24 protein-coding genes and 5 pseudogenes are annotated in these 26,737 nt (G+C 60.2%); 27 read left to right on the top strand and 2 right to left on the bottom strand.

The features are described 5' to 3' along the window. The first annotated feature begins 119 nt into the window (after positions 1-119). The 8 genes from CAY53_RS07310 (at position 120) to tatA (ending at position 9,063) form a co-directional block, all read left to right on the top strand. Positions 120-1,328 carry a type II secretion system F family protein gene (locus tag CAY53_RS07310; RefSeq protein WP_104936561.1) on the top strand — a complete coding sequence of 403 codons (1,209 nt, stop codon included), beginning with the start codon at positions 120-122 and terminating at the stop codon, positions 1,326-1,328. A gap of 43 nt (positions 1,329-1,371) precedes the next feature. After that, entirely contained in the window at positions 1,372-2,670 is a 1,299-nt protein-coding gene (eno, locus tag CAY53_RS07305; protein ID WP_104936560.1) for a phosphopyruvate hydratase, read from the top strand. Between the two features lie 27 nt (positions 2,671-2,697). Further along, the gene (locus CAY53_RS07300; RefSeq protein WP_017865401.1) at positions 2,698-2,991 is read left to right on the top strand and encodes an integration host factor subunit alpha; all 294 of its coding nucleotides are present in this window, start codon (positions 2,698-2,700) and stop codon (positions 2,989-2,991) included. Between the two features lie 520 nt (positions 2,992-3,511). Beyond that, positions 3,512-4,405, top strand: a complete 894-nt coding sequence (locus tag CAY53_RS07295) for a TIGR01777 family oxidoreductase (RefSeq protein ID WP_245874763.1) — start codon at positions 3,512-3,514, stop codon at positions 4,403-4,405. A gap of 558 nt (positions 4,406-4,963) precedes the next feature. Continuing rightward, entirely contained in the window at positions 4,964-5,776 is an 813-nt protein-coding gene (locus CAY53_RS13490; RefSeq protein WP_245874762.1) for a TIGR01777 family oxidoreductase, read from the top strand. Positions 5,777-5,896: 120 nt separating this feature from the next. Further along, on the top strand, positions 5,897-7,048 hold the full coding sequence (locus CAY53_RS07285) for a hypothetical protein (RefSeq protein ID WP_104936558.1): 1,152 nt from the start codon (positions 5,897-5,899) through the stop codon (positions 7,046-7,048). A 126-nt stretch (positions 7,049-7,174) separates the two neighbouring features. Continuing rightward, entirely contained in the window at positions 7,175-8,434 is a 1,260-nt protein-coding gene (locus CAY53_RS07280) for a diaminopimelate decarboxylase (protein ID WP_104936557.1), read from the top strand. Between the two features lie 434 nt (positions 8,435-8,868). Next, a complete protein-coding gene (gene tatA, locus CAY53_RS07275; protein WP_104936556.1) occupies positions 8,869-9,063 on the top strand; it encodes a twin-arginine translocase TatA/TatE family subunit in 195 nt (64 codons plus the stop codon). Between the two features lie 471 nt (positions 9,064-9,534). Here tatA and purL read toward each other — a convergent pair whose 3' ends face one another. After that, positions 9,535-13,365, bottom strand: coding sequence for a phosphoribosylformylglycinamidine synthase (gene purL / locus CAY53_RS07270; protein WP_104936555.1), 3,831 nt, complete (start codon positions 13,363-13,365; stop codon positions 9,535-9,537). A 233-nt stretch (positions 13,366-13,598) separates the two neighbouring features. Between purL and CAY53_RS07265 the strand changes: the two genes are divergently transcribed. From CAY53_RS07265 to CAY53_RS07210, 12 genes and pseudogenes are all read left to right on the top strand, one after another. Next, complete coding sequence (locus CAY53_RS07265) at positions 13,599-14,711, top strand: hypothetical protein (RefSeq protein WP_245874761.1); 1,113 nt, start codon at positions 13,599-13,601, stop codon at positions 14,709-14,711. A 105-nt stretch (positions 14,712-14,816) separates the two neighbouring features. Beyond that, positions 14,817-14,903: pseudogene (locus CAY53_RS07260) on the top strand (IS5/IS1182 family transposase); the annotation flags it as partial. A gap of 242 nt (positions 14,904-15,145) precedes the next feature. Beyond that, positions 15,146-16,094 (top strand): annotated as a pseudogene (locus CAY53_RS07255) (Dyp-type peroxidase). A 71-nt stretch (positions 16,095-16,165) separates the two neighbouring features. Then, a pseudogene (locus tag CAY53_RS13920) lies at positions 16,166-16,938 on the top strand (aldo/keto reductase). A gap of 25 nt (positions 16,939-16,963) precedes the next feature. After that, positions 16,964-17,630: pseudogene (locus tag CAY53_RS07245) on the top strand (aldo/keto reductase); the annotation flags it as partial. 248 nt (positions 17,631-17,878) lie between these two features. After that, entirely contained in the window at positions 17,879-18,820 is a 942-nt protein-coding gene (locus CAY53_RS07240; protein ID WP_245874757.1) for an alpha/beta hydrolase, read from the top strand. Between the two features lie 24 nt (positions 18,821-18,844). Further along, positions 18,845-19,051 carry a hypothetical protein gene (locus CAY53_RS07235; RefSeq protein WP_104936552.1) on the top strand — a complete coding sequence of 69 codons (207 nt, stop codon included), beginning with the start codon at positions 18,845-18,847 and terminating at the stop codon, positions 19,049-19,051. Further along, positions 19,042-19,608 (top strand): carboxymuconolactone decarboxylase family protein, encoded by a 567-nt coding sequence (locus CAY53_RS07230; RefSeq protein ID WP_104936551.1) that lies wholly within the window; start codon positions 19,042-19,044, stop codon positions 19,606-19,608. Before CAY53_RS07235 ends, CAY53_RS07230 begins: the two co-directional genes overlap by 10 nt. Positions 19,609-19,618: 10 nt before the next feature. After that, entirely contained in the window at positions 19,619-20,029 is a 411-nt protein-coding gene (locus CAY53_RS07225; RefSeq protein WP_104936550.1) for a cupin domain-containing protein, read from the top strand. Positions 20,030-20,055: 26 nt separating this feature from the next. Beyond that, positions 20,056-20,232: pseudogene (locus tag CAY53_RS07220) on the top strand (alpha/beta hydrolase); the annotation flags it as partial. A 5-nt stretch (positions 20,233-20,237) separates the two neighbouring features. Next, positions 20,238-20,423 (top strand): hypothetical protein, encoded by a 186-nt coding sequence (locus tag CAY53_RS13190; RefSeq protein WP_219842631.1) that lies wholly within the window; start codon positions 20,238-20,240, stop codon positions 20,421-20,423. A gap of 15 nt (positions 20,424-20,438) precedes the next feature. Further along, positions 20,439-21,416: an NAD(P)H-quinone oxidoreductase gene (locus tag CAY53_RS07210; RefSeq protein WP_104936549.1), complete on the top strand. Its 978-nt coding sequence runs from the start codon at positions 20,439-20,441 to the stop codon at positions 21,414-21,416. Between the two features lie 17 nt (positions 21,417-21,433). Here the strand turns inward: CAY53_RS07210 and CAY53_RS07205 are convergent, their stop codons facing one another. After that, entirely contained in the window at positions 21,434-21,706 is a 273-nt protein-coding gene (locus tag CAY53_RS07205; RefSeq protein ID WP_146106446.1) for a hypothetical protein, read from the bottom strand. On the opposite strand from CAY53_RS07205, the gene CAY53_RS07200 reads away from it, so the two are divergent. The 7 genes from CAY53_RS07200 to ndk all read left to right on the top strand — a co-directional run bounded on the left by CAY53_RS07200 (position 21,696) and on the right by ndk (position 26,731). Next, positions 21,696-22,142: a tetratricopeptide repeat protein gene (locus CAY53_RS07200; protein ID WP_104936547.1), complete on the top strand. Its 447-nt coding sequence runs from the start codon at positions 21,696-21,698 to the stop codon at positions 22,140-22,142. The two genes, CAY53_RS07205 and CAY53_RS07200, sit on opposite strands and share 11 nt — an antisense overlap. A 32-nt stretch (positions 22,143-22,174) precedes the next feature. Further along, entirely contained in the window at positions 22,175-23,155 is a 981-nt protein-coding gene (locus tag CAY53_RS07195) for a carboxylesterase family protein (protein WP_104936546.1), read from the top strand. A gap of 96 nt (positions 23,156-23,251) precedes the next feature. Continuing rightward, positions 23,252-23,950 (top strand): polysaccharide deacetylase family protein, encoded by a 699-nt coding sequence (locus tag CAY53_RS07190; RefSeq protein WP_104936545.1) that lies wholly within the window; start codon positions 23,252-23,254, stop codon positions 23,948-23,950. A gap of 214 nt (positions 23,951-24,164) precedes the next feature. Then, positions 24,165-24,713, top strand: coding sequence for an NAD(P)H-dependent oxidoreductase (locus CAY53_RS07185; RefSeq protein ID WP_104936544.1), 549 nt, complete (start codon positions 24,165-24,167; stop codon positions 24,711-24,713). A gap of 84 nt (positions 24,714-24,797) precedes the next feature. Beyond that, positions 24,798-25,451: an NAD(P)H-binding protein gene (locus CAY53_RS07180; protein WP_104936543.1), complete on the top strand. Its 654-nt coding sequence runs from the start codon at positions 24,798-24,800 to the stop codon at positions 25,449-25,451. 238 nt (positions 25,452-25,689) lie between these two features. Further along, positions 25,690-26,109, top strand: a complete 420-nt coding sequence (locus CAY53_RS07175) for a GtrA family protein (RefSeq protein ID WP_181040215.1) — start codon at positions 25,690-25,692, stop codon at positions 26,107-26,109. 205 nt (positions 26,110-26,314) lie between these two features. Continuing rightward, positions 26,315-26,731 (top strand): nucleoside-diphosphate kinase, encoded by a 417-nt coding sequence (ndk, locus tag CAY53_RS07170; RefSeq protein WP_104936541.1) that lies wholly within the window; start codon positions 26,315-26,317, stop codon positions 26,729-26,731. Positions 26,732-26,737: the final 6 nt, after the last annotated feature.

The raw sequence follows: 26,737 nt of genomic DNA, 5'->3' as shown, positions 1-26,737 counted from the left end.
ATAGAGGCGTATACTTTGCGCTTTTCCTTCACACGATGGGGAGCTTGTATACGGAAAAAAGTGCGACTTGTCAAGCTCATCACATTTTTTAATCTCTTACCGCTCTACTGGAGTACCGTATGCCCATTTATATCTGGAAAGGGATCAACATCCACGGTGAAAAACGCAAAGGACAAATAGAGGCAGTGGACGAAGCCGGGGTACGGGCCCATCTGAAACGTCTGCGCATCGAGGAAACCAGCATCCGGGAAAAGCCCAAGGATCTGTTGGAAAATATTAAATTTTTCCGCCCCAAGGTCAAGGGCAAGGATGTGGTCGTTTTTACCCGGCAGCTTTCCACCATGATCGATGCCGGCCTGCCCTTGGTACAGTGTCTCCAAATTCTGGCCCGCCAGCAGGACAATCCCACTTTCAAGGAGATGCTCACCGCCATTCAGGCTGACGTGGAGACCGGCACCACCCTGGCCGATTCCATGCGCAAGCATCCCAAGGTGTACGACAGCCTGTATTGCAATATGATTGAAGCCGGCGAGCTGGGCGGTATTCTGGATACCATTCTCCAGCGGCTGGCCAACTTCAAGGAAAAGGCCATGGCCCTGCAAAAACGTATCAAAGGCGCCATGACCTATCCCGTCATCTGTCTGGGCATCTGTATTCTCGTGCTGGCCATTATCCTGATCTTTGTTGTGCCGGTCTTTGACAAGATGTTCAAAGACTTCGGTTCCACCCTGCCTGCGCCCACCCAATTGGTGGTCAACCTGAGCAATGCTGTCAAGTCATACTGGTGGGCAATATTCGGCATAGTGCTTCTTTTTGTTTGGATCTTCAAAAAATACTACAACACAGAACGAGGCCGACTCCAGGTGGATCATATGCTCTTGTGGTCTCCGGTCATTGGCGATCTGGTCCGCAAGGTTGCGGTTTCGAAGTTTACACGCACCCTAAGCACCATGTTACAGAGTGGCGTGCCCATTCTCGATGCCCTGGGGGTTGTCGCCCGCACCGCAGGCAACAAGGTTATCGAACGGGCGATCGTACGTGTCTCCGCAGCCATTGCCGAAGGTCGCCCCATTGCCGAGCCTTTGGAAGAATCGCAGGTCTTTCCGCCCATGGTGGTGCAGATGATCAATGTGGGCGAATCGGTCGGCGCGCTGGACACCATGCTCGAAAAAGTGGCCGATTTCTATGATGCGGAAGTCGACCAGGCGGTCGACAACCTGACCGCAATGATAGAACCGTTTATGATGGTTTTCCTGGGTGGCGTGATCGGCGGGTTGGTTGTGGCCATGTATCTGCCCATCTTCCAGATTGCCAGCGTGGTTTCATGAATCGACAGAGCAAAAAGCAGATTACGCATAGAAGGAGGCGGTTATGAGCGAAATTCTTGCCATTCAGGCGCGGGAAATTCTGGATTCCCGGGGAAACCCCACAGTCGAGGCAGAGGTTTATCTGGAAAGCGGCGTGCGCGGGCGGGCGGCAGTGCCGTCCGGAGCATCCACCGGCACCCGGGAAGCCTTGGAACTGCGTGATAAGGATGCGGGCCGCTATGGTGGCAAGGGGGTCATGAAGGCGGTACAAAATGTCAATGAGGCCATTGCTCCAAAATTACTGGGCATTGAGGCCACCGAACAGGTGCTGATTGACCGGATCATGCTGGAACTGGACGGCACAGCCAACAAGGAGAAGCTGGGAGCCAACGCCATTCTGAGCGTTTCGCTGGCTGTTGCCAGGGCAGCGGCACTGGAGCTGGAAATGCCCCTGTATCATTACCTGGGCGGCGTTAACGCCAAAGTCTTGCCGGTTCCCATGATGAATATCCTGAATGGCGGCGCCCATGCCGACAACAATGTGGATATCCAGGAATTCATGATTCTGCCCGCCGGCGCTTCCTCTTTTGCCGAAGCCCTGCGCATGGGTGCCGAAACCTTTCATGCCCTGAAAAATGTGCTGAAGAAGAAGGGACTGGCCACTGCCGGCGGCGACGAGGGCGGATTTGCCCCCAATCTGCGTTCCAACGAGGAGGCCATGGAAGCCCTGCTGGAAGGCATTGAAAAGGCCGGGTATACACCCGGCAAAGACATCTACGTGGGTATGGATGTTGCCTCCAGCGAATTTTACTCCACTGAAAAGAAGCTCTATACGCTTACGGCCGAGGCAAAACCCGAAAAGACGGCAGACGAACTGATTGCCATGTATGCCGACTGGGCCAAAAAGTATCCGCTGATCAGCATTGAAGACGGTCTGGCAGAAAATGACTGGGATGGCTGGAAAAAACTGACCCAGGCATTGGGTGATCGCATGCAACTGGTGGGTGATGATATTTTTGTCACCAACACCAGCATTCTCAAGGAGGGCATTGCCCAGGGCATTGGCAACTCCATCCTCGTCAAACTGAACCAGATTGGCTCTCTGACCGAAACCATCGATGCGGTCGAGATGGCGCACCGGGCCCGTTATACGGCTGTGATTTCGCACCGTTCAGGAGAAACCGAAGACAGCACCATCGCCGATCTGGCCGTGGCCCTGAACAGCGGACAGATCAAAACCGGAGCGCCTTCACGAAGTGATCGGGTTGCCAAGTACAATCAACTGCTGCGTATTGAGGATGAACTGGGGCGTGCGGCCCGCTTTGCCGGCAAAGAAGCATTTCATTGCCTGTCCAAAGCCTAAGTTTTCAGGCCATACACAGAAATCCGCATGGGTACCCTGACGAAAACCGATCTAGTGGAAAAAATTTATACAAGCCACTCCACCCTGACCAAATCCCAGGCCGTGGAGGCGGTCGAACTGTTCCTTGCCCTGGCCAAGGCATCGCTTGTGCGTGGCGAAGATTTGCTTTTAAGCAGCTTTGGCAAGTTCACGGTACGGGACAAAAGTGAGCGCCGCGGCCGCAACCCCCAAACCGGCAAGTCCCTGACCCTGGAGGCCAGGAGGGTCGTTACCTTCAAACCCTCCGGCCTTTTACGGGAGCGGGTCAATAAAAAAAGCTGAAGCACGGGGGGCGGCACCACACCTAGCTTGCGGTGCATTTTGTCTTGTCAAAGGGTACCAATGGATTGGTACCCTTTTTCTTCAGGGATCTTTGCTTGCAGCACCGGGGGATCCGGTTACACACTGCAGCGGGCCCCTGGCCTTTTAAACAGTTGCGCGCTCAATTATTCAACCGGGCCGCTGCGTTGGCAAGCAGCACCTCCGTGATCTTCTGCAAACTCCTGCCTCTGGGAAAATATACCGCAAAAGCCCTGACTGTTCCCGTCCGTGCCGCGCTGCCGGGCGCATGCAGCCTGTAAAAATGCGTAGGCATCCCACGCAAAGGCGGACCAGTGCCACCCTGCCCTGGAGCTGCAGATCAGATTTGCCTTCCAATCCGTTGCCCCCTGGCCCTCATCCTGCTGATAGGCGGGTGTTCATCATGAGATTTTGGCATGCGCCAGCGTCTTTATTGCATGGCACATCCTCATTAGGGTATGCAAACGACATGCAGCGCACCGACCACAGGCCAGGAGGAACCATGAAGATACTCATCACCGGAGGCACCGGTTTTGTCGGCAGTGCCATGGCCCAGGGCCATGTTGTCACTGTCATCGGCAGCAGCGGGAAAAGTTGCCGCCGCCATCAGGCACTGGCAGACCTGAGCTGCATCACGGCCGACACCACCAGGCCCGGGCCCTGGCAGGATGCGGTTGCCAGCCAGGACGCACTGATCAATCTGGCTGGAAAATCGGTCTTCACCCTGTGGACCAAGGCCGCCAAAGCGGCAATTCTCGACAGCCGCATCGAGACCACCAGGAATCTGGTGGCCGCGATCCCCAAAGGAAACGGCATGGTGCTGCTCAGCGCCTCGGCCGCCGGCTACTACGGCAATGGCGGTGAAGAAGAGCACAGCGAAGCGCATCCCGGCGGCAGCGATTTTCTCGCCCGGGTATGCCGCGAATGGGAGGCTCTGGCCCAGGGGGCCGAGGACAAGGGGGCCAGAGTGGTCATCATGCGCCTTGCCGTGGTTCTGGGCAAGGCGGGTGGAGCGCTGCAAAGCATGAGGCTGCCCTTTCAACTGGGCCTGGGCGGCCCTATCGGCAAGGGCAGACAGTGGTTCCCCTGGATTCATCTGGCGGATCTGGTGGCAGCGGCCCAGTTCCTTCTCGACTGCGAATCGTGTCATGGTCCTTTCAACTGCTCAGCTCCTGAAGCGGTCAGGCAAATCGAGTTTGCCAGAACGCTTGCGGCCCAACTCGGCCGCCCCGCCTTTTTTCCCGCGCCCGCGCCGCTGATGCGACTTGCCCTGGGTGAATTCGGCCAGTCGCTCCTGCAGGGGCAAAAGGTCTTGCCGCGGGCCCTTGAAGAAAAGGGTTTCGTCTTCTCCTACCCCAAGCTGGAACAGGCCCTCCGTGATCTCCTGCACAGGTGAACCGGGTTCCTTCAGGGCCGCCTCGGTGTTCCCCTGCAGCGTAACCGAACTCTACGATTGGCACCGCCGCCCCGGCGCGCTCGAACGCCTGATTCCACCCTGGGAAGACACCACCGTGCTGGCCCGCAGCGGTGGCATCGATCCGGGCGGCCGGGTCACCATGCGCATGCATGCCGGGCCGCTGCCCTATCTGTGGCGGGCGCAGCACATTGAGAACAGGCCCTACGAGTATTTCCGCGATATTCAGGCAAGTGGCCCCTTCAGGCGCTGGGTGCATACCCACAGCTTTTCAACCACTGCGGCAGGCGCGCGCCTTGAGGATCATATTGACTATGCCCTGCCAGCGCAGTCCTGTTGCCCCTGGATAGGGAGGCTCCTGGTGGAACCGGTGCTGAACCGGACCTTTCGCTACCGCCACGCCCTCCTGCAGGATGATCTTTTGCTGCACGCCTATGCCAGCAAACGCCCCTTGCGTATCCTGGTCAGTGGGGCCAGCGGCCTGCTGGGCTCCGTCTCCTGCCCCTGCTCAGTACCGGTGGCCATGAGATATGGCGTCTGGTGCGGCGGCGGCCGGAGCAAAAGGCCAGAGAGGTGTACTGGAATCCGGCCAGGGGCGAACTCAACCTGCAGGATCTGCCCCACTTTGACGGCGTCATCCATCTGGCTGCCGACAACATTGGCGAGGGTCGCTGGACAGCGGCAAAAAAAGAGCGGGTGATCGCCAGCCGCCTGCAGGGGACTTCGTTGCTGATCCGGGAGATTGCCCGCTGCGCCTCCAGGCCGGAGGTGCTGCTCAGCGCCTCTGCCATCGGCTTTTATGGCGATTGTGCGGATCGCCTGGTCAGCGAGGACGATCAGGCCGGCTCCGCCTTCATTTCCGAGGTCTGTGCCAGATGGGAAGCGGCAGCCGGAAGCGCCAGGGATCTGGGCATCCGCACCGTCTGCCTGCGTCTGGGGGTGGTGCTCACGCCCAAAGGCGGCGCCCTGGCCCGCCTGCTGGCGCCTTCGGCTCTTGGTTTCAGCAGCCGTTTTGGCAATGGCCGGCAGTACATCAGTTGGATCGGCCTGCACGACGCCATTGGCGCGATGCTGCACGCGCTGGTCAGTAAAAGCCTGCAGGGGCCGGTGAATATAGTCGCTCCGGAACCGGTGACAAACCGCGAACTGCTGGCCACTCTCGCGCGCGTGCTGCGCCGGCCGCTGCTGCCGCCGGTGCCCGCCGGGCTTGTGCGGCTGCTCTTTGGCCAGATGGGACAGGAGGTGCTCCTGGACAGTTGCCGTGCTTCTGCCGCCAAGCTGCTCGCCTCGGGCTACCGTTTTCGTCATCCAGACCTGTCAACAGCGCTCAGGACCCTGCTCGGCAGGGTCTGACCGGGGACAAGGGGCAAGGCGGCTCGTCAACGACACGCAAAGGGTATCGGTGTCCGCAAGACAGCAGGGCACTGCCCCCGGCCTGTCCCAAATTTTCCACCAACCTGGAGGCACTCAACCGTGAGCACCAATCTGAAAGGTATCCTCTGGCTGATGATGACAGACGCCCTGGCCTGCGGCTTTTTACATCACATGGTTGCGCCGGAGCAGATCAATTTTGAACGCCTGCACATCTTTCTCTTCAACCTGTGCAGCGGCGGCACGCTTTTGGTGTACTACACCGAAGGCCAGAGCAGGCTCGGCCCCAAAGGCAGGCTGTTTCTGCTGCTGGCGCTTGCCTTTGCCGTATCCGCGTTCCTGCGCTGGTATGCGCCGGCCCTGTGTCTGGCGCTTGTCCTTTCCGGGGTGGTGGAACGGGTGCGGGTGGAGCATTTCGGCAGCCTCGTGCCCAGGGCGCTCTTCAGCGCCGGCGAGCCGGTAAGCCGCAAATTTCACCAGGCAGCGCTGTTGTGCCTCTCCATTGGTTTGGGCATGTCCAGCGTGGTCATGCTCAATTCCGCATACCTGCACTGGTGGCACATTGAAAAATTGAAGCTGGACACCTTCTTTCTCGGCTTCTCCTTTCCGGTTTCGCTGATCTCCATGTCGGTCATTTTCAGTCTGATGCAGCGGGCCACAAGCAATGCCGTCAAGGCACTCAAGGAGGCGGCCTTCTGGGTGATCAACCTGGGGGTGATCATCTTTTTTCTGTTTATTCTGGCCAACATGTTCCGGGCCCAGGTGCTCATCGCCACTGCCCTCTTTGTGGCCGTGGCCAGCGTGTTCTGGCTGTACTGGCGGCTGGGCATGCGGCTCCAGCAGAAGGCCTTTCTCAGCTCGGGCATTCTCTTTCTGCTGATAACCTCCATAACCGGCATCGCCTATATCATGCTGGCCATGTCAGCGTACTATCTGCCCCAGTACAGCCAGCCGCTCTTGCGGCTGCACGCCTTCACCGCCCTCTACGGATGGAATCTGAGCGGCCTGATAGTGATTGGCCGCCATGACGATTTCCCTCTGCAGCTCCATTCCAGTAAAATCATCGCCCTGCACTGGCTGACCGTGCTGATGCTCTGCCCGCTGGGTTATTTCCTGCCGCCTTTCGCGGTACTGGCGGTCCTGAGCTACGGCCTGCTGCTTTGGATGCTGCTCTTCAATCGGGGCACGGTGGATGGGGCCCTGCGCCAGGGCCAGCGGGAACAGTTGCAGGCAGACTCTTCCTGGCGGCCCTGACAATGCCGCCCGGTGGCTGCGGGAAATGGGCTGCGACTTGGTTTGTCCGGGAAAACACGGTATAGTGGGCGCCTCGTTTCGTCCGCCCCCCGGGCGCTCCCTGCAACCCAATTCCGAGGCGCATCCATGCCTATTTCCGAAACCTTCAAAACCAGACTCTATCCCCAGCTCGACCGCATCGCCAAACACTTCGGCACCCCCTTTCATATCTACGACGAGGCAGGCCTCCGGGCAACCGGTCAGGCCCTGAAAGACGCCTTTGCCGGCGCGGAGGGCTTCCGCGAGTTTTTCGCGGTCAAGGCGCTGCCCAATCCCTTCATCCTGACCATCATGCGCGAAATGGGCTTCGGCTTTGACTGCAGCTCGATACCCGAACTGATGCTGGCCCGAAACGCCCACGTCGCGCCTACAGACATCATGTTCACCTCGAACAACACGAGCGAGGCCGATTTTCTGGCCGCAGCCGCTCACGGGGGCTGCATCCTCAACCTGGACGACATCTCGCTGATCGGCAAGGTGCCGCTCATGCCGGAGCTGATCTGCTTCCGCTACAACCCGGGTGCGAAACGCTCCGGCAACGCCATCATCGGCAAGCCCGAAGAGGCCAAATACGGGGTCAGTGACGGGCAGATCGCGGACGCCTACCGCAAGGCCCAGGAACGCGGGGCAAAACGCTTTGGCCTGCACAGCATGCTGGCCTCGAATGAATTGGACTACCGCTACATCGTGGAGACCGCGCGCATGCTTTTGGACCTGTGCCGACGGCTCGAACTGGAACTGAATATCCGCATGGAGTTCGTCAATATCGGCGGTGGTCTGGGCATCCCCTACCGGCCGGAAGACGCGCCCCTTGACCTCCCCGCCATGGGTCGCGAGGTCTGCAGACTCCTGGAGGACTTCAAAAAGGCTTACGGCTACGTCCCCAGGCTCTTCACGGAGAGCGGCCGCTACATGAGCGGCCCGCACGGGGTGCTGGTGACCAGGGTCATCAACCGCAAGGACATCTACCGCACCCATATCGGCGTGGACAGCAGCATGGCCGCACTCATGCGGCCGGCCATCTACGGCGCCTACCACCACATCGAGGCTCCAGGCTGCGAAGACCGGCCCCTGGAGCTGGTGGATGTGGTGGGCCCGCTCTGCGAAAACAATGACAAATTCGCCATCCAAAGACAGCTTCCCCACCTCGAAGGCGGGGAACTGCTGGTGATTCAGGACACCGGCGCCCATGGTCACGCCATGGGCTTCAATTACAACGGCAGACTCAGACCGCAGGAACTCCTGCTGCGGACAGACAGCAGTGTGGAACGCATCCGGCGGGCGGAAAACGTGACCGACTACTTCGCAACCCTCATCTTCGAGCCCGATACCCTGGCCGCTGGATGACAGGCGGACAGAACAGCATGCCCGCTGCGGAACCGCCTGCCGGGCTTCGCAGGTCCGGGAATGCCGTCCAGCCATATCCGTCATTTCGTACCACCGGAAGGCGGCGGGCGCTGTACCGTAATGCTCGTTGCCAAGGCGCCACCCGGATAGAGAGCAAAGGTGAAAAGGACAGGGCGGGATTCCGGCGGACTTGGCAGCAGCAACAAACACCCGGTCAGAAGGAGCCCGCCATGCCCCACAACCATCTGACAGTGCATTGGCAATTTGAATGCACCCGGTGCGCGCCAATGCCCTCAGGAAAGCGCGCCGCCAGGGCTGTCAGCCGCCAGGGCTGCGGCCTTTCGCCCTCACGCTTTGGCAATTGACAGCCCGGGCCAGAAAGTGCTATCTTGGCAGCCCTCAAGCTCCATATGAACTCAACATGAGGTCAATGTATGTTTGGTTTGCATATGCCCGAACTCCTCGTCATTCTGGTCATCATTGTCCTGCTGTTCGGCGCCGGCAAACTGCCGGAAATCGGCAGCGGCATCGGCCGGGGCATCAAAAACTTCAAGGAATCCATCAAGGGCGAAGAAAAAAAAGCCATTGACAGCAAGACCGGCGAGCAGAGCGAAGAAAAGAAGGCCTGACCGCAACCCTGCCCTGTCCCCCCTAGGCGCCAGCTTTTTCCGACATCGGAAGACAAGCTTTGCACGCAGCCGGTAGCCTGCCTTTTCTCCACTCGGGCCTTTTCCAGCGCCATTCCCTGGGCAGGGAATCATCAGACTCTTCGTCCACAGGCACAGCCGGGCCTTCTCCAGGGGCCGAGTCTTTCTGATCGCTCCTCGCCAAAACCGCGACAGCATGCGCCCGATACGGGCAGGGGCAAAAAAATTTACCGCAGGCTGTCCCTCGCTGGCCGTTCCGTCACACCACAGTTTCGATAAAAAGGGGGCACGCGATCCGTGCCCCCTTTTTCTCTGCCCATTCCGGGGCTCCCGAGCAAAGACAACCTCAAGGAGGCAGGGGCATGCGGCGCCGGCGCACATCTGGTACTCCGGCGAGCATTTTCCGAAGCCGACACGGAGAGCGCTTTGATCCGGGCCTGGAATACCCTTCGCCTATCTGCGCTCCATGCACCAGTGATAGGCGTTCTGGAACATGCGGAGCCAAGGGCTCACAGCCAGGTCTTTCATGTGCTGCGGCAACCAGTGGGCCTGCCAGGGCAGAAAGCAGCGTTCCGCATGCGGCATCAGAGCCAGATGACGGCCGTCCGGCGAGCAGAGACCGGCCAGGCCATCACCGGAGCCGTTCGGATTGAAGGGGTAGTCCTCGGTAGCGCGGCCGCTGTCGTCCACATAGACCAGGGGCGCCAGGCCCTCCACCCGCACACGCTCGCGCACGAGGGCGTCCGGGAACACGAGCCGGCCCTCGCCGTGGTCCACGTGGATGCCGAAGATCAGGCCGTCCATGCCCCGCAGCATAATGGCCGGGCTTTTTTGCACCCTTACCGTGCTCCAGCGGGATTCAAAGCGGCCGGAGACGTTGCGCACAAAACGCGGCTGCGCCTCGGCGTCCAGCCCCTGCCAGGGCACCCAGCCCAACAGGGCGAAGAGCTGGCAGCCGTTGCAACTGCCAAAGGTGAAGGTATCGGGCCGCTGGTAAAAGCTCTGGAATTCCCGATGCAGCGCATCGTTGAACACAATCGTCGAGGCCCAGCCCTTGGCGCTCTCCGGCACATCGGCATAGGAAAAACCGCCCACTGCCGCAAGACCCCGGAAGCCATCCAGCCGGACACGACCCGCAAGCAGGTCGGTCATGGTGATGTCCCAGGGCTCAAAGCCCGCGCTGTAAAAGGCTGCCGCCATTTCCCGGTCGGAGTTCGAACCTTCGTCACGAAGAATCGCCACCCTTGGTTTGTCCGCCGCCTGCAGGACCGAGAGCGCCGTGGGCTGCGGCGTGAAGGGCAGATGATAGCCCGGGCCGGGCCGATCAAGACAGTTCAGCCGTTCCTCTTCCGCGCAGTCCGGATTGACCTGCAGGCGCTCGAGCCGGTAACTGGTCTCCTCCCACCACTGGCGGAGCAAAACCAGCGACTCGTCCAGGACCGGCCGGCCATTGTAGAGGACGTTCACGATCCTGTCCGGCGTGGTCTGCCCCAGGACCACGAGCGGCACCTCCGCTTCAGCGAGCCGCTTTTTGACTTCCGGCAAGTGCTGCCAGGAGCATTCCAGCACCAGGCCCAGTTCTTCGGCAAAAAGCGTGGCCAGCGCCTCCGCCTCCCCGCCCTGCAGGGCCAGCCTGAGGCCACAGTTGCCCGCAAAGGCCATTTCCAGCACCGTGGTGATGAGGCCGCCCTCGCTGCGGTCGTGGCCGGAAAGAATCAGCCCCTCCGCAATCAGGTCCTGCACGGCCAGAAAGGCGCGTTTGAGCAGAGCCGGGCTGTCCAGATCCGGCACTTCGTCGCCCAGACTCTCCTGCCCAAAGCACTGGGCCAGCGCGCTGCCGCCCAGCCGCCGCTTGCCAGGCGCCACATCCACCAGCAGCAGCACCGAATCCGTGGATTTCAAGTCCGGCGTCACCTTTTGCCGCAGATCGCTCATGGCAGCATAGAGCGAAATGACCAGATCACGGGGCGACTTCACCACCTCGCCGCCGACCTTGGTGGCCATGGAAAGGCTGTCCTTGCCGCCGTCCACCGCCACACCCAGCGCGATCATGGCCGCTGCCATGGCCTCGGCCGCCTGACGCAGGGCCGCCCCCTCGCCCCGCAGTTTGGGCGCCCACATCCAGTTGGCCGAGCACTTGATCTGCAGGGGATCGTCAATTTTCGCCCAGACCAGATTGGTCAGGGCCTCGGCAAGCGCCATGCGCGCCCCAGCCGCCGGATTGACCAGCATCTTGACCGGCTGCTCGCCAATGGCCGTGGCAATGCCAAAAAGCTCAAAATGGCTCTGCGCGACCACGGCACAGTCGGCCACAGTCAGTTGCAGCGGGCCGCAGCACTGCTGCTGGGCCACCAGACCGCTCACCGAGCGGTCGACCTTGTTGGTGAGAAAGCGCTTGGAACCGACCGACAGGAGCCGCAGGACCCGCTCCAGCGCCTCCTTGGGCGAGAGTTTCGCAGGCAGCACCAGGGGAGCTGGCGGCTCCAGCCGCGTCTCGTCGGTGTAGGTCTTTTGCGGCAGATGCCCCAGCAGCCGGTCCAGCTCGAGGTTGACTGGCGTGGTATTGTTTTGGCTGTCGTGCACGATAAAGCGGAGATCGCCCGTGACCTCGCCCAGATCTTCGCAGACCACCTTTTCCCGTGCGCAGATGGCCTGAAGCGCAGGCAGGTTTTCCGGCTGGATGAGCATGCCCACGCGCTCCTGATATTCGGCCACATAGATTTCCAAAACCGACATACTGGGATCGCCCACGTGAATCTTGCGGATCTCCACCCTGCCGCCCGCCGATTCCACCAGTTCCTTCAGCACATTGGCCGGGCCGCCCGCCCCCTGATCATGGATGACCTCGATCAGCGATTCCGCCCCCATTTCGATGCAGGCCCGGATGACACGGTTCATCTTCTGCTCCATCTCCGCGTCCCCGCGTTGCACCGCGTCAAAATCCAGGGCCGACTCGTTTTCACCCTGCAACATGCTGGAGGCCGCGCCGCCGCCAAAACCGACCCTGTAGGCCGGACCGCCCACCTGCACGATGCGCATGCCCGCAAGCGGCCGTTTTTTCTCCGTATGCAGGCCGTCAATCTGGCCAATGCCGCCGGTAAACATGATGGGTTTGAGAAAGCCCCAGCGCTCGCCCTGCCCCGCGCCCTGCCCTTTGAGCCGCATGTCAAAGCTGCGCACAAAACCTTGGATCAGGGGCTCGCCGAATTTGTTGCCGTAATCGGAGGCCCCGTTACTGGCCTCTATGGCAATGGTGAGCGCGGGCGCGAGCGTATCCGGACAGGGCAAGGCAGGCTCCCAGGGCAGGGCATAGCCCGGAATATGCAGACCGGCCACGCAGTAGCCGGCAGTGCCGGCCATGACCGTTCCGCCGCGGCCCGTGCCCTGCACGTCGCGGATGCGGCCGCCGGTGCCGGTCTCGGCCCCCGGAAAGGGTGCCACACCGGTTGGGAAATTGTGGGTTTCCGCGGTCAGAAGCGGGTGCAGCTCCACCGAACGCATGGCGATGGCCGAGGGCTGACCGGGCCTTTCGGCCACGAGCGTTTGTATCTTCCGGCCCTGAATCACGCTGGAATTGTCCTTGAAGGCCACGAGGCTGCCCCGGGGATTTGCAGCCAGGGTGCCCTTGACCAGATCGAAAAGGCTTTGCTCATGGGCCTTGCCGTCGATCACCTGCCTGCCCCTGAAAAAGCTGTGGCGCGAGTGCTCGGAATTGGCGTTGTTCAGATCCATCAGCTCCACGATCGTGGGGTTTCTGCGGGCATGCCCGACAAAATAGTCGTAGTAGAGCTGGCGATCCCACTCGTCCATGGAGAGCCCCGGGATTTCAGCCAGCACCTCCTTGCCCCGGCCTATGAGGTCCACCTCGTACACCGGCTCCGGCTGGACCTTGTGCGCAAAGCTCGCCAAGGGCTCTGCATACACGCACTCGGTCATGCGATCGTGCCGGGCCGCGGCAAAGGCGGCCAGGTCTTCGCCTGCCGGCACCACGTAGCGCCGGGAACGCTCCACCCGGCTCACCATGTTCAGCCCCACCGAGCGACAGATGGCCAGCATGTTGGCCGACCAGGCCGTGGCAAAATTGAGCCTGGGGCCAATTTCCACCACAGTCTGGCCGCTGTCCTGGGGCGCATCGGTGATGGTGTCGGCCCGAAAGCCGTCGGCCAGGATCAGGCGCAGGCACCTGGCCTCTTCCGCTGTCAGCGGGCCTGTGGTTTCGATATTGAAGCAAAAGGACAGTCTGTCGTTGATCCTGCGGTACAGATGGCTAACCGTTTCGGGCATGATGACTCCATTGACGCAAAAAAAGAGAACAGGACCGGAGGCGCCGGTCCGGCTACGCAAGCCTGCCACGCCTTTTTACCACGGGCGGCCGGGCAAACGGGAAAAATTCTGGAAAATGGGGCAAAAAACTCGTGCCGCCTCTTTTATCCCGTACAGTGGCGCTCCCGTCCGCCGGCAGGCCCAGCGTCCGCTCCGATCAACGGGCCAGGCAGAGCAGCTTCAGGGAGGATTTCATGAGTCCCGGCCCCGGACTGCCGGTTCACACCGGGCAAGCCGCCCTTTCCCTCCAGCATCCAAGCAGGTATAGTGGGGCGCATCCGTCGGCGGCATCACATGCCGCATTCATCTGGCCCCTTTCCGGAATCATCATGCTCGCGACCCTGACCCATCTCTGGCTGCATCTGGGCTGGCCCCTGGTGCGCCTGCTCATCTTTCTCGGCATCGGCCTCCTGGCGGCCCTGCTCATCGAGTCGCTGGGCTGGACCAAAAAGCTGGCCGCCGTGGCCCGGCCCCTCACCCGCTTCGCCCGCCTGCCGCAGGTGGTGGGGGCCTCCTTTTCCATTTCCTTTGTATCCGGCATGGCAGCCAACACGCTCCTGGCCGAGAGCTACAGCGAGGGGCGCATCAGCAAAAAGGTCCTGATCCTGGCCAACCTCTTCAACAGTCTGCCCAGCAACTTCACACACCTGCCCACCACCTTCTTCATCATGGTGCCCATCATCAGGAGCGCTGCCCTTGTGTATCTGGGCCTGACCCTGAGCGCCGCCATCGGCCGCACCGTGCTGATCGGCGTTGTCGCCCGCTTTGCCCTGCGGCACGATGCCGCGGCCGGCCCGATCAAGGAACCGGGGCCGGAGGCCAAAAAGCCCGGTTTTCGCGAGGCCTGGCAAAACACCCGGAAGCGTTTTCGCAAGCGGATCCGCAAGATTGCGAGCTACACCGTGCCGATCTACATCCTCTTTTATGCGCTCAACGAATCCGGCTTTTTTGCCGGTGCCGAGCACTTCATGGCCGAGCACCTGTCATGGCTGGAATGGATTTCGCCGCAGGCCATCAGCATCATCACCTTTCAGGTGGTCTCCGAATTTACCGCTGGTGTGGCCGCGGCCGGCGCTCTGCTGCAAAGCGACGCCATGCAGGGGCACGAAGTGGTGCTGGCCCTGCTGGCCGGCAATGTGCTGTCCTCGCCGGTGCGGGCGCTCAGACATCAGTACCCCTACTTTGCCGGCATTTTCCGGCCCAAAGTGGCGGCGGAACTGATTCTCGCGGGTCAACTGTACCGGGCCTGCAGCATTGTGACGGTCATGCTGCTCTACCTGCTCTGCATTCGGCTCAACGCGCTCTGATGCCCGGGAACATCCAGACGGGACAGGCTATAAATTCCCGCTCCGGGCATGATCAACACAGCTTCGGGCAGGCGTAACTATCCTGGATATGCTATAATAGCCAACATCGCCACGCGTTATGCAAAACGAAGCCTCTCATTCTTTGCCGCCGTGCAAATCAGATGTATCTCATTGTGGGCAGCAATAATTTGACGGCACTATCTAAAAATCCCTTTTCAGACGGTCTTTCAGACCACCTGAAAATACAGAACTGCAATTATCTTCAGATAAGCGGATAAGCTGGGTTGAAAAATCCAGCATTTCTAAATAGTTAGCAATTTTGTCTGGTTCCAAACCAACCTAAACTGGCTGCGAAAGACGACCGCACTTTTACCTAACCAATTTCGTTTGAGGAGACAAACATGACGACTTGTACCGAGAGAAGGAAGATTCCGATGAAACCCCAGGATGTCACCAACGGGCCGGGCGAGCACGCCATTTTCATGGTTTTCGGCTTGCGGGACGAAAAGGGCGCACTGAAAGGGCGCACTGAACCAGGTGAAGGAGATGTGCGCCGATTTCCCGGTTGTGGCCAGAAGCCTGCGTACACGTCTGCCCGCCTCGGCCGTCAGCTGTGTTATGGGATTCGGTTCGGAGGCGTGGGACAGGCTTTTTCCCGGACGAGGGAAGCCGAAAGAACTGGAAGTGTTCCGGGAAATACGGGGGGCGAAACACACGGCGGTCTCCACACCGGGCGATCTTTTCTTTCATATCCGGGCCGCCAGAATGGATGTCTGCCACGAGGCAGCATCCATAATCAGCACCAAACTCCGGGGGGCGGTCAGTTACGTCGATGAAGTACACGGCTTCCGTTATTTCGACGGCCGGGCCATCATCGGTTTCGTGGACGGCACGGAAAACCCGGAAGACGAGGAGCGCTTCGCGTCCGCCGTCATCGGCGAAGAAGATGCTTCTTTCGCGGGAGGCAGTTACGCCTTCGTACAGAAATACATGCACGATATGGAGGCTTGGAATGCCCTGTCCACGGAAGAACAAGAGCAGGCCATCGGCAGAAGAAAATTCGATGATGTGGAACTGGGCGACGAGGAGAAACCCGAAAATGCACATAATGCGGTGACCAACATCGAGGACGCGGACGGGAACGAGCTCAAAATAGTCCGAGCCAACATGCCGTTTTCCAATCCGGCCAAAGGGGAGTTCGGCACTTATTTTATCGGATACGCGGGCACTTTTTCCACCACGCGCAAGATGTTGGAAAACATGTTCATAGGCGAGCCGGAGGGCAATACCGACCGCCTGCTCGATTTCAGCACGGCGGTCACCGGAACGCTTTTCTTTGTGCCGTCAATGGAAATGCTGGAAGAGCTGGGCGAGGAAGACTGATTTTCAGGATAGATGCGACGCATTGGAGGCTGTCAGCGGTAGCCCAGGCCTGATCTGACAGGTGTCTCCGTTTGGGATGCTGCGATTGTCAGGTCAGGTCCACCAAATTCGGTTTTAAAAACGGCATCGTCACCGACGGCCTGGACAGCCGCCCCGAACGCATCCGTGCCGTGGTTGAGCAGTCGCTTGCCCACATGAATACCGATTACATCGACCTGTTGTACCAACATCGCGTCGATCCCGCCGTGCCGATGGAAGAGGTGGCGGGGGCGGTGAAAGACCTGATTGCCGCCGGCAAGGTGCGCTATTTCGGCCTGTCCGAAGCGGGTGCGGACGCCATCCGCCGTGCCCACGCGGTGCAGCCCGTTTCCGCCCTGCAAAGTGAGTATTCGCTGTGGTGGCGCGAGCCGGAAACGGCGATTTTCCCCGTATTGCGCGAACTGGGCATCGGCTTGTGCCGTTCAGCCCGCTCGGCAAGGGTTTTCTGACCGAAGCGATGACCACGGACACGCCGCTTGCCGACGATGATTTCCGCCAGAACCTGCCGCGTTTTCAGAAAGATGCCATGCGGCACAATGCTGCGCTGCTTGAAGTGATTGATGGTGTCGCCCGCCGCCACGGGACGACCAAGGCGCAGATTGCGCTGGCCTGGGTGTTGGCGCAGCAGCCGTGGATTGTGCCGATTCCCGGCACGACCAAGCGGCATCGCCTGGAAGAAAACCTTACCGCTGTAAACACCGCGCTGACTGCCGCCGATTTGGGCGAACTGGACGAAGCCCTGCGCCGCATTGAAATCGTCGGCCACCGCTACACCGCCGCCTCGCAGCGGATGGTGAATCGTTAATTGATCATTTATAGGGAACACCACCATGCAAACCTTTACCTTGAACAACGGCGTACAAATCCCCGTCCTCGGCTTCGGCGTCTTCCAGATTCCGCCCGCAGAAACCGCGCAGGCAGTGGCGGAGGCGATCAAAGCAGGCTACCGCCACATCGACACCGCTCAGGCCTACATGAACGAGGCCGAAGTCGGGCAGGGCGTCAAACAAAGCGGCGTGGCGCGTGAAGAAATCTTCATCACCAGCAAAGTCTGGGTGGAAAACTACGGCTATGAAGCCGCCAAAGCCTCGCTTGACCGCACGCTCTCGCGCCTTGACTGCGGCCACATCGACCTGATGCTGCTGCACCAGCCCTTCAACGACAATCTACGGCACCTGGCGCGCGCTGGAAGAATACCAGGCAGCGGGAAAAATCCGCGCCATCGGCGTGAGCAATTTCACCGCCGACCGCGTCATCGACCTTGGCATCTTCAACACAGTCATGCCTGCCGCCGACCAGATTGAAATCAACCCCTTCCATCAGCAGGCGGCACAAGTGGACACGCTCCGCGCCGAAGGCATCGTCCCCGAAGCGTGGGGGCCGTTCGCCGAAGGCAAATTCGGCATCTTTGAAAACCCGGCGCTCGCCGCCATCGCCAGGAAACACGGCAAAAGCATCGCCCAGGTCATCGCCCGCTGGCTCATCAAGCGCCGCATCGCCAACTTCATGATCAGCGACAGTCGGAAACTGGCGGCGGTTTGATTGTTGCGCAAACCGGGAAACGCCTTCCCAACCATCATTAAAAAGGCTGCCTGGAAATGCCCCCAATCTTCAAGCAGCCTTCAAAGATAACTAAAAGCATGAAACTCAAATTGTCCATAACGCGGTGGTTATCCTTGCCGAATCTGTTTTCCTAGATCGTTTGCCGGCGGTTTTCACGAGGTTATATGCAACGGAATCGTTCAATGCTGCTCGCCGCCCTGTTGTGCGGCAGTGCGGTCATGGCGCCGCTTCATGCCCAGCCGCTGAGCACGGACAGCACCATCCGCGATGTTCTCGCCCAGCCTGCTTTTCAGGGTTTTGCCGAGCGCCTGCTGCCGTGGGACGACGGCCGCGAGCCGCCCAATCTGCCGCTTAACCGCGTGGCGGAGCTGATGCCGTATCACAGCCACATTCATCCCGCAGAGATCGTCGAAACGCTCAACCATATGGCGGCGCAGCGGGCGCGCGGCGAGGCGGTGTTTTACGAGATTTATGCCGAAGCCGACAAACGCCGCGACCCGGGCAAACGTCACACCGGCATCTTCATGTTCAAAGGCAGGGACAACGCCCCCTTTGCCATGATTGCGCCGGGCGGCGGTTTTGCCTACGTCGGCTCGCTGCACGAGGGCTTCCCCATCGCCAAGCGCGTGGCGGCACAGGGCTATAACGCCTTCGTAGTGAAATACCGTGCCGGCGCGGGCGGGCAGGCGGCCACGCAGGATATGGTGCGGGCGGTGGCGTTTGTGCGCGAAAACGCCGCCGCGCTCAAGGTCAATCCAAACGGCTATTCCGTCTGGGGAGCATCCGCCGGTGCGCGAATGGCGGCAGCCATCGGCTCTTATGGCACGCAGGCTTTCGGCGAACGCGAACCGTCCAAACCCGTGAGCGTCATCATGCTGTACACGGGGCACAGCGATATCAACCGCACCGGCGAACCCGCCACCTTCGTCGCCGTGGGCGCAAACGACGGCATTGCTGCACCGCGCGTCATGCGCCGCCGCATCGAACAGCTCAAAGCGATGGACGTGCCCACCGAATTTCACGAGTATCCCCGCCTCGGCCACGGTTTCGCCCTCGGCAGCGGCACATCCGCCGCTGGCTGGGAGAAAGACGCGCTGGCGTTCTGGAAAAAACAGATGCGCTAATCCACATCATTCAGGAGAATCTTTATGCAACCGGATATCCCCAACCTTTCCACCCGCCTCTGGCACGCCCTGTTGCAAGCCGACAAAGCCGCCGCCGTGCCGCTGATTGACGATGCCGCCGTGTTCGTCCACATGGGCGCGACCTCCATCTTGCTCAACAAAATCCGCCTCACTGCCGTGGTGAACGGCGAAACCGTGACCAACCCTTTTGGAGAACCATCATGTCTTTAACGAAAACCCAACAGCATCTCGCCGCCCTTGCCGCTGCTAGCGCAGGCGGCGACCAAGACGCGCTGGCCCGTCATCTTCACGCGGCATTCGGTGCGGACGGCTTAACTGTCCAGCAGGCACAAAGTGCGTTGGAGCAGCTTTACGCCTATTGCGGTTTCCCGCGCAGCTTAAACGCCTTGACCACGCTGATGAACGTCGTAGAAGAGCGTAAAGAATCAGGCAAACCCGCACACGAAGGGCAGCCGCCCTCCCCGCTACCCGCAGGCGATATGGCAGAGCGCGGGCGCATATTGCGTGAAGAATTGGTCGGACACCCCGTCGGCGGCGCGCTTGCCGCCTTTGCCCCGCGCAGCGATTACTACCTGACCGCCCACCTCTTTGGCGACATCTTTTCAGACGACCGCCTGACGCACCAAGAGCGAGAAACCATTACCATCGCCGCCCTAAGCACTCTTGACGGCGTGGCAAACCAGTTGGCTTCCCATATCGCCATCGCCAAAAACATCGGTCTGGACGACGAAGCCGTTTTGGAAATTCAGCAAATTGCCAAACAATAAGGAGAAAACCGTGTCCCATCCCGAAAATTTCAAACAACCTTTCCCTACTGGTGAAGTAAATACCGCTTACGCCCAATTTTTTACCGGCACCAGCTATCTTGCCCCGCTTGCCGTTCGCGACGCGGCGGTAGTCAACGTCACTTTCGAGCCGGGTTGCCGCAACCACTGGCATATCCACCACGGCGCGGGTCAAATCCTGATTTGCACGGCAGGCGAGGGCTGGTATCAGGAAGCCGGCAAAGCGGCAAGCCGTCTGCAACCGGGCGATGTGGTGGATATTCCGCCCGAAGTCAAACATTGGCATGGCGCCGTCAAAGACCAATGGTTTTCACACATTTCCGTTACCGTGCCGAAAGAAGGCGCAAACAACGAGTGGTGTGAACCCGTTGATGACGCGCAATACGCCGCCATTGACGCTTAACTTTCACTTGTCCAATAAGGAAATGCATGAAAATGGCGCAGCAGTTCGTCGATACCGTCAACAAACACGGTGGCAAGGCCGAACTCGTCCACCTGCCGAAAGTCGGCATCAAAGGCAACACCCACTTCCTGTTCAGCGACCTGAATAACGCACAAGTCGCCGACCACATCGCGAACTGGCTGCACAAAAAAGGGCTGGATTGAACGGCTTGGCCGCCGAGCGGGGCAAAAGCTGCCCCGCCCGTATTCATGAAAACCTTGCCGCCTTCGACTTCGCGCTGGATAATGACGATAAAGTCGCCATTGCCACCCTGGACGGCACCTACGACACCGCGCCACGCTATCAGGGCATCGCGCAGGTGAAATGGCTGGCCGGACTGAAATTCAACCAATGAGGAACACCCATGACTATGCAACGCATCAATACGCACAGCGCCGGCGGCCCCGACGTGCTCTACCTCGAAACCACCGCCATCCCGCAGCCGCAGGCGGGCGAAATCCTCATCAAAACCGCCTATGCGGGCGTGAACCGTCCCGACATCCTGCAGCGCCAGGGCCTGTACCCCGTGCCCGAAGGCGTAACGCCGATTCTGGGCCTGGAAATGTCGGGCGAAGTGGTGGCATTGGGCGAAGGCGTGAGCGGTTTTCAAATCGGCGACCAGGTTTGCGCGCTGACTGACGGCGGTGCCTATGCCGGATACTGCGTCGTCCCCGTCGGGCAGGTGCTGCCGCTGCCGCACGGTTTTTCCCTTGCCGACGCCGCCATGCTGCCCGAAACCTTTTTCACGGTGTGGGCGAACCTGTTTATGGACGGGCAGATGAGGGCGGGCGAAAGCCTGCTGGTGCATGGCGGCAGCAGCGGCATCGGGCTGGCCGGACTGACCATCGCCCGGGGCCTGGGCCTGAAAACCTTTGCCACTGTCGGCAACGACGATAAGAAACAGGCAGTTGCCGCCTTCGGCGCGATGCCCATCAACTACAAAACCGAAGATTTCGTCGCCGTCGTACAGGCAAACGGCGGTGCGGATGGCATTTTGGACATCGTCGGCGCGCGCTATTTCACGCAGAACATTGCCTGCCTGAACAAAGACGGGCGGCTGTTCCTCATCGGCTTTATTGGCGGCAAGACCGCAAGGGAAGCGGATTTGCTGCCAATCACCATCAAGCGCCTCCACATTACCGGCTCGACCATGCGCGGGCGCAGCGGCGCGGAAAAAGCCGCCATCACCGCCTCGCTGCGCGAACGCGTCTGGCCGCTGCTTGCCGACGGGCGTATCGCCAAGCCGCTGCTGCACCGCATATTCGATTACCGGGACGTGCAAAACGCCCACCGCGAAATCGACCAGGGCACGCATATCGGCAAAATTCTGCTGGATTTCAACGGGTGAAACGGAACGGATATTTTTCAGGCAGCCCCCTGCCCGCAAGCCTTCACAAATACCATGAATAGCCTTATCACCGGCGCCACCGACCGCGTGGCCCAGGCCTGCACCAAAATACCCGCCGCCCCGGTCACCACATCCGCGCCGGAGCGCGCCACCCCGAAATCCTCAGCCCATGCGGCCTGCCACCGAGCCTGCCGCTGCGCAGGCCCGCCGGATGAGACAATCTTGTGGACTTTCATCCATAACCCTTTGGGCAATAGCCGATGAAACCAAAGAAAAACGATGAAATTCAAAATCCTGGTACTCGCCATCCTTGCCGCCTTACTCACCGCCTGCGCCATATCTTCACAAAAAGAACAGGCGAAAGCCCTGCTGGACCAAGGCATTGCCCTGTATCAGAAGCAGGACTACCGACACGCCATGCCCTACTTTGAGCAGGCGCAGCAGGCGGGGCATATGAAAGCGCCGCGCTATCTGGGCTTGATGTATCTGAACGGCGAAGGCGTCGCCCAAAATGCGCAAACCGCCTTTGCCTACTTCACGCAAGCGGCAGCAGCAGGCGACATCACGGGGCAATATTGGCTGGGCTACTGCTACGAAAACGGCATCGGCACGGCAAAAGACATGACCCAAGCCGTGCGCTGGCATCAAAAATCCGCCGCACGCGGCGACCATGTTTCGCAGCCTGCCATTGATGCGCTGAACCGCCTGGGCATAAAAGCGAACTAACTGTTTCCCTCAATCTTTCAAGGATCAAGTCTATGAAAAAGACCGCCGCCGTCATCGCCGCTTGCCTGCTGCTGACAGCCTGCACCACCACGCAAAACACCATCGAAAACAGCCCCGCCGCCCAAAGCACGCAAAATCCCGCGTGGGACAAGCAGTACGGCGGCGCGGATAAATCCTACGACAGCCGCCTGCTCGCCCTGCGCGAGCAAATCGCCCCGCGTTTTGAGGTGCTGACCTTCAAAGACCCGCAAACGGGCAAGGAAATGCAGTACAATCTGTACACGCCGAAAAACCTCGAACCCGGCCGCAAATACCCGCTGCTGATGTTCATTGCCGATGCCAGCACCGCCAGCAAAGGCGTGAAAGCCCCGTTGATGCAGGGCTACGGCGGCATTATTTGGGCAACCGACGAAGCGCAGGCAAAACACCCCGCCTTCGTCCTCGTGCCGTCCTACACCGAAACGGCGGTCAACGACCAATGGCAAACCACGGACGAAGTCGGCATGACCCTGCGCCTCGTCAAAAGCCTGATGACCCAAAAATCGATTGACCCCGACCGCGTTTACACCACCGGTCAATCCATGGGCGGCATGATTTCCTTCTACCTCAACAGCATCGAGCCGAATTTCTTTGCCGCCTCCATGTTCGTCGGCAGCCAATGGGACATCAACGTATTGAAACCGCTCACGCGGGCGAAATTCATCTACACCGTTTCCGCCGCCGACCCGAAGGCATCGGCAGGCATGGCGCAAGTCGGCGAAATGCTGCAACAAAACAAAGTCGCCTACGCCGAAACCGAGTTTTCCGCCAAACTGCCGCAGGCGGAACAGAATGCAAAAGTCCAACAAATGCTCGCCCAAGGCAAACGCATCAACTTCATCCGCTTCACGCCGAATACGGTGATTCCCGCAAACAGCACCCACAAAGGCGCAGAGCATATGTATTCGTTTGACTACGCCTACCTGCTTGAACCCGCCCGCGACTGGCTGATGCAGCAGCGGCGCGGCAAGTAAACTTTTTGCAGCCTGTTGCTGATTCTGCCGCTGCGCAATCCCGCCGGATGGGACAATCTTGTGGACTTGCATCCATAACCGTTTGGGCCATAGCCGATGAAACCAAACAAACTGCTGATCGGTCTCGCAGTGGCAATGGCCGCATCTGTTGGCCTCTACCTGCTGATGAACGCCCGCTGCTACCAGCTCATCGGCAAGCTCGTCTGCCACGGCGCGAACGACCACAAACGCATCGCCCTCACCTTCGATGACGCGCCCAGCGAAAGCACCAGCGATGCCGTGCTGGCGGTGCTGGCCGAAAAAAACGTGAAGGCCACCTTCTTCATGATCGGCGAAAACATGGCGCGCCACCCGCAGGCGGCGCAGCGCATCGCCGCCGCCGGACACGAACTGGGCAACCACTCCTACAGCCACCGGCGCTTTTTGCTGCGTTCGCCGGCCTTCATCGCGCGCGAAATCGAAGACACCAACACCCTGATCCGCGCCGCCGGCTATCACGGCCCCATCCACTTCCGCCCGCCCTACGGCAAAAAACTGCTCGGCCTGCCGTGGTATCTCGCCCGCCACCACATCACCACCGTGATGTGGGACAGCGAACCCGCCCGCCAGCAGCCGCCCAGCGCCGAAGCCATTACCGCCGCTGCCCTCGCCCAGGCGCACAACGGCGCCATCATCCTGCTGCACCCCTTTTGCCTTGATGCCTGCCGCGCCGAACGCGAAGCACTACCGCACATCATCGACGGCCTGCGTGCCCAGGGCTATACCCTGACAACCGTCAGCGAACTGCTGAAATAAAAAAGCCGTCTGAAGGGCATCTTCCAGAAGGCGTGGCTTATTCCAAAAAAACATTGAGCGATGGCTGATCAAGTGGCACCATTTCCCCTCATCCACCAAACCCAGGGAGATGCAGCATGAACCTCGCCATTACCGGCTTGCAGGATTTGGATGTCGTATCCAACGCCGTTGCCGCCGTCCAGCCTCCCTGCCCCGACCTCAACAAGGAAAATCCATGAAAACCCTCGTTATCGCCGCCCATCCGAACCTCGCCCAGTCCACCGTAAACCAGCGCTGGCTCGCCGAGCTGGCGAAGCATCCCGGCCGCTACACCGTCCACGCCCTCTACGATGCCTATCCCGACGGCAAAATTGATGTTGCCCGTGAACAGGCACTGGTGGCAGCGCACGGCAGCCTCGTATTCCAATTCCCCGTGTACTGGTTCAACTGTCCGCCGCTGCTGAAACAATGGTTTGACGACGTGCTCGTCTACGGTTGGGCATACGGCTCGAGAGGCAAGGCCTTGGCCGGGCGAAAAACCGGCATCGCCGTCTCGCTGGGCGCACCCGCTGCAGACTACCGGGCAAACGGTGCAGTCGGTTGCAGCGTCGCCGAAGTCCTGCGCCCCTTCGAACTTTCCATGCGCTACTGCCATGCAAACTGGCAGCCCTTGTTCGCCTTCCACACCATCGACAGCAACGCCGGCTACGACGCAGGCGCCAAAAAACTGGTCGCCCAAAGCGCGGCGGATTATATGGCCCATCTGGAAAAACACTACGCCTGACGTTTTCAGGCAGCCGGAGACGACGAAGGCCGTTTGACAAGCCTTTTCAAACGGCCGCAGACAACACCAGCCAAGGAAACCGACATGAAGGCCCTCGTCATCGGCGCGACGGGCGCCACCGGCCAAGCCCTGCTGCCGCTGCTCATCGCCGCCCCGGCGGTAGAGCGCATCGACAGCTTCGGCCGCCGGGCCCCGGACTTGACCGACGCCAAACTGCACAGCCACATCATCGACTTCCATCAGCCGCAGCAATGGGCGGACAAGGTACAGGGCGATGCCGTCTTCATCTGCCTCGGCACCACCTTGAAAGTGGCGGGCAGCAAGGCCGCGCAATGGCAAATCGACTATCAGGCCGCCCTCGACTTCGCCCGCGCCGCCCGGCACAACGGCGCTTCCACCCTGGTGCTGGTCTCCGCCGCCGGGGCCAATGCCCGCTCGCCCTTCTTTTATCCGCGCATGAAAGGCGCGCTGGAAGAGGCCATCACCGCGCTCGGCTACCCGCGCCTGCGCATCTGCCGCCCGCCGCTGCTCATCCGCCCGGACAGCGACCGCCCCGGCGAAAAAATCAGCGTCCGCATCCTGCACGGCCTGAACGCCATCGGCCTGCTGCGCAGCCAGCGTCCCCTGCCCGTCACGGACCTCGCCCGCGCCCTGCTCGCCGCCGCCCTCGATCCGCAGAACGGCGTGAAAACCTGTTCCCCCGAAGGCATCCGCCAACTCCTGCAAAAAAGCCCATGACCCCAGGCCCGTTTCCCTCGACAGAGCCCGCCGCCTCATCGATGAAAGCGGCTCCCTTGGCGTGCAGGCGCCCGTTGCGGCGCAGGCCCCGCAAATCACCTCTCTCGGCAGCACGGGCGGCCGCGACAGGCCGCACAAGCTGGCGGACTGCGGCGTCGAAACTTTCCAGCAGGACGGCCACGCAACAGCCTTGAAAATCAAACAGTGAGAGATATGCTCAATTCAGGGGGGGACCACTGTGCTCGGACATCCTGACAAAACACTCTACAAATTCCTGCTCGTGGGCCTGATCAACACAGCTCTCGGGGCAAGCGTCATGTTTGTTGCCTATAACATGCTGGGGCTCAGTTATTGGCTCTCTTCGGCCGCCAACTATATCGTTGGCAGTACCCTCAGCTATTTTCTCAACAAATACTACACCTTTCAGAACAATGAGCACTCGCTCGGCATGATCTTCAAGTTCATCCTCCACATTGCCGCCTGCTATTTTCTTGCCTATTACCTGGCCATGAAAATGATGTATTGGCTGCTCGCCGCCTCGTCGGTCAGTACCCGTGACAATATCGCCCTGCTCTGCGGCATGTGCCTTTTTACCTATATGAACTATCTGGGCCAGCGTTTTTTTGTCTTTGCCAAAAAGCGGAAAAAATTGCAGTGAGCCCCTGCTCCGCCACAACCGCTGCCGAGCAATCTCTTCCGAAACCAGCCTGGCCGGGTGCTGGCCCCAGCCCGCGTCCCGCCTGCGGCCAGGTGGCAGAGAATGTGAAAAGAGCGGTGCATTCTGCCGTTTTTTTTCGCCTCCAGCGGCCCCACTGTGTTATTGTCCAGCATTCGTTACCAATTCCATTTCAAGGAGATGTCTCATGGAACGTACCTTTGCCATCATCAAACCGGACGCCTTCAAGGCCGGCAATGCCGGGAAAATCCTGACCCGCATCTATGCCGAGGGCTTCAAAATCCTGGGGCTGAAAAAGCTGTGCCTGAGCAAGAAAGAAGCGGAGGGCTTTTACGCGGTGCACAGGGAGCGGCCTTTCTTCAACGACCTCACCAACTTCATGTCCAGCGGCCCCTGCATCGTCATGGTGCTGGAGGCCGAGGGCGCCATCAGAAAATGGCGCGAGCTGATGGGTGCGACCAATCCGAACGATGCGGCTCAGGGCACATTGCGCAAGGAATTTGGCACCTCCATCGACAACAACGCCACCCACGGCTCCGATGCCCCGGAAACCGCGGCATTCGAGATCGGCTATTTCTTCTCCGGCATCGAACTGCTGGCATAAGGCTGC

It is taken from the genome of Desulfobulbus oralis (genome assembly GCF_002952055.1).
GTDB lineage: Bacteria > Desulfobacterota > Desulfobulbia > Desulfobulbales > Desulfobulbaceae > Desulfobulbus > Desulfobulbus oralis.
The sequence above is the reverse complement of the archived record's forward strand: the minus strand, read 5'-3'. Positions and strand labels throughout refer to the sequence as shown.

Bases quoted from the DNA above. Each gene is read 5' to 3' on its own strand.
- CAY53_RS07310 (WP_104936561.1), top strand. From the start codon at position 120: ATGCCCATTTATATCTGGAAAGGGATCAACATCCACGGTGAAAAACGC.
- eno (WP_104936560.1), top strand. From the start codon at position 1,372: ATGAGCGAAATTCTTGCCATTCAGGCGCGGGAAATTCTGGATTCCCGG.
- CAY53_RS07300 (WP_017865401.1), top strand. From the start codon at position 2,698: ATGGGTACCCTGACGAAAACCGATCTAGTGGAAAAAATTTATACAAGC.
- CAY53_RS07295 (WP_245874763.1), top strand. From the start codon at position 3,512: ATGAAGATACTCATCACCGGAGGCACCGGTTTTGTCGGCAGTGCCATG.
- CAY53_RS07280 (WP_104936557.1), top strand. From the start codon at position 7,175: ATGCCTATTTCCGAAACCTTCAAAACCAGACTCTATCCCCAGCTCGAC.
- tatA (WP_104936556.1), top strand. From the start codon at position 8,869: ATGTTTGGTTTGCATATGCCCGAACTCCTCGTCATTCTGGTCATCATT.
- purL (WP_104936555.1), bottom strand. From the start codon at position 13,365: ATGCCCGAAACGGTTAGCCATCTGTACCGCAGGATCAACGACAGACTG.
- CAY53_RS07265 (WP_245874761.1), top strand. From the start codon at position 13,599: ATGAGTCCCGGCCCCGGACTGCCGGTTCACACCGGGCAAGCCGCCCTT.
- CAY53_RS07240 (WP_245874757.1), top strand. From the start codon at position 17,879: ATGCTGCTCGCCGCCCTGTTGTGCGGCAGTGCGGTCATGGCGCCGCTT.
- CAY53_RS07235 (WP_104936552.1), top strand. From the start codon at position 18,845: ATGCAACCGGATATCCCCAACCTTTCCACCCGCCTCTGGCACGCCCTG.
- CAY53_RS07230 (WP_104936551.1), top strand. From the start codon at position 19,042: ATGTCTTTAACGAAAACCCAACAGCATCTCGCCGCCCTTGCCGCTGCT.
- CAY53_RS07210 (WP_104936549.1), top strand. From the start codon at position 20,439: ATGCAACGCATCAATACGCACAGCGCCGGCGGCCCCGACGTGCTCTAC.
- CAY53_RS07200 (WP_104936547.1), top strand. From the start codon at position 21,696: ATGAAATTCAAAATCCTGGTACTCGCCATCCTTGCCGCCTTACTCACC.
- CAY53_RS07195 (WP_104936546.1), top strand. From the start codon at position 22,175: ATGAAAAAGACCGCCGCCGTCATCGCCGCTTGCCTGCTGCTGACAGCC.
- CAY53_RS07190 (WP_104936545.1), top strand. From the start codon at position 23,252: ATGAAACCAAACAAACTGCTGATCGGTCTCGCAGTGGCAATGGCCGCA.
- CAY53_RS07185 (WP_104936544.1), top strand. From the start codon at position 24,165: ATGAAAACCCTCGTTATCGCCGCCCATCCGAACCTCGCCCAGTCCACC.
- CAY53_RS07180 (WP_104936543.1), top strand. From the start codon at position 24,798: ATGAAGGCCCTCGTCATCGGCGCGACGGGCGCCACCGGCCAAGCCCTG.
- ndk (WP_104936541.1), top strand. From the start codon at position 26,315: ATGGAACGTACCTTTGCCATCATCAAACCGGACGCCTTCAAGGCCGGC.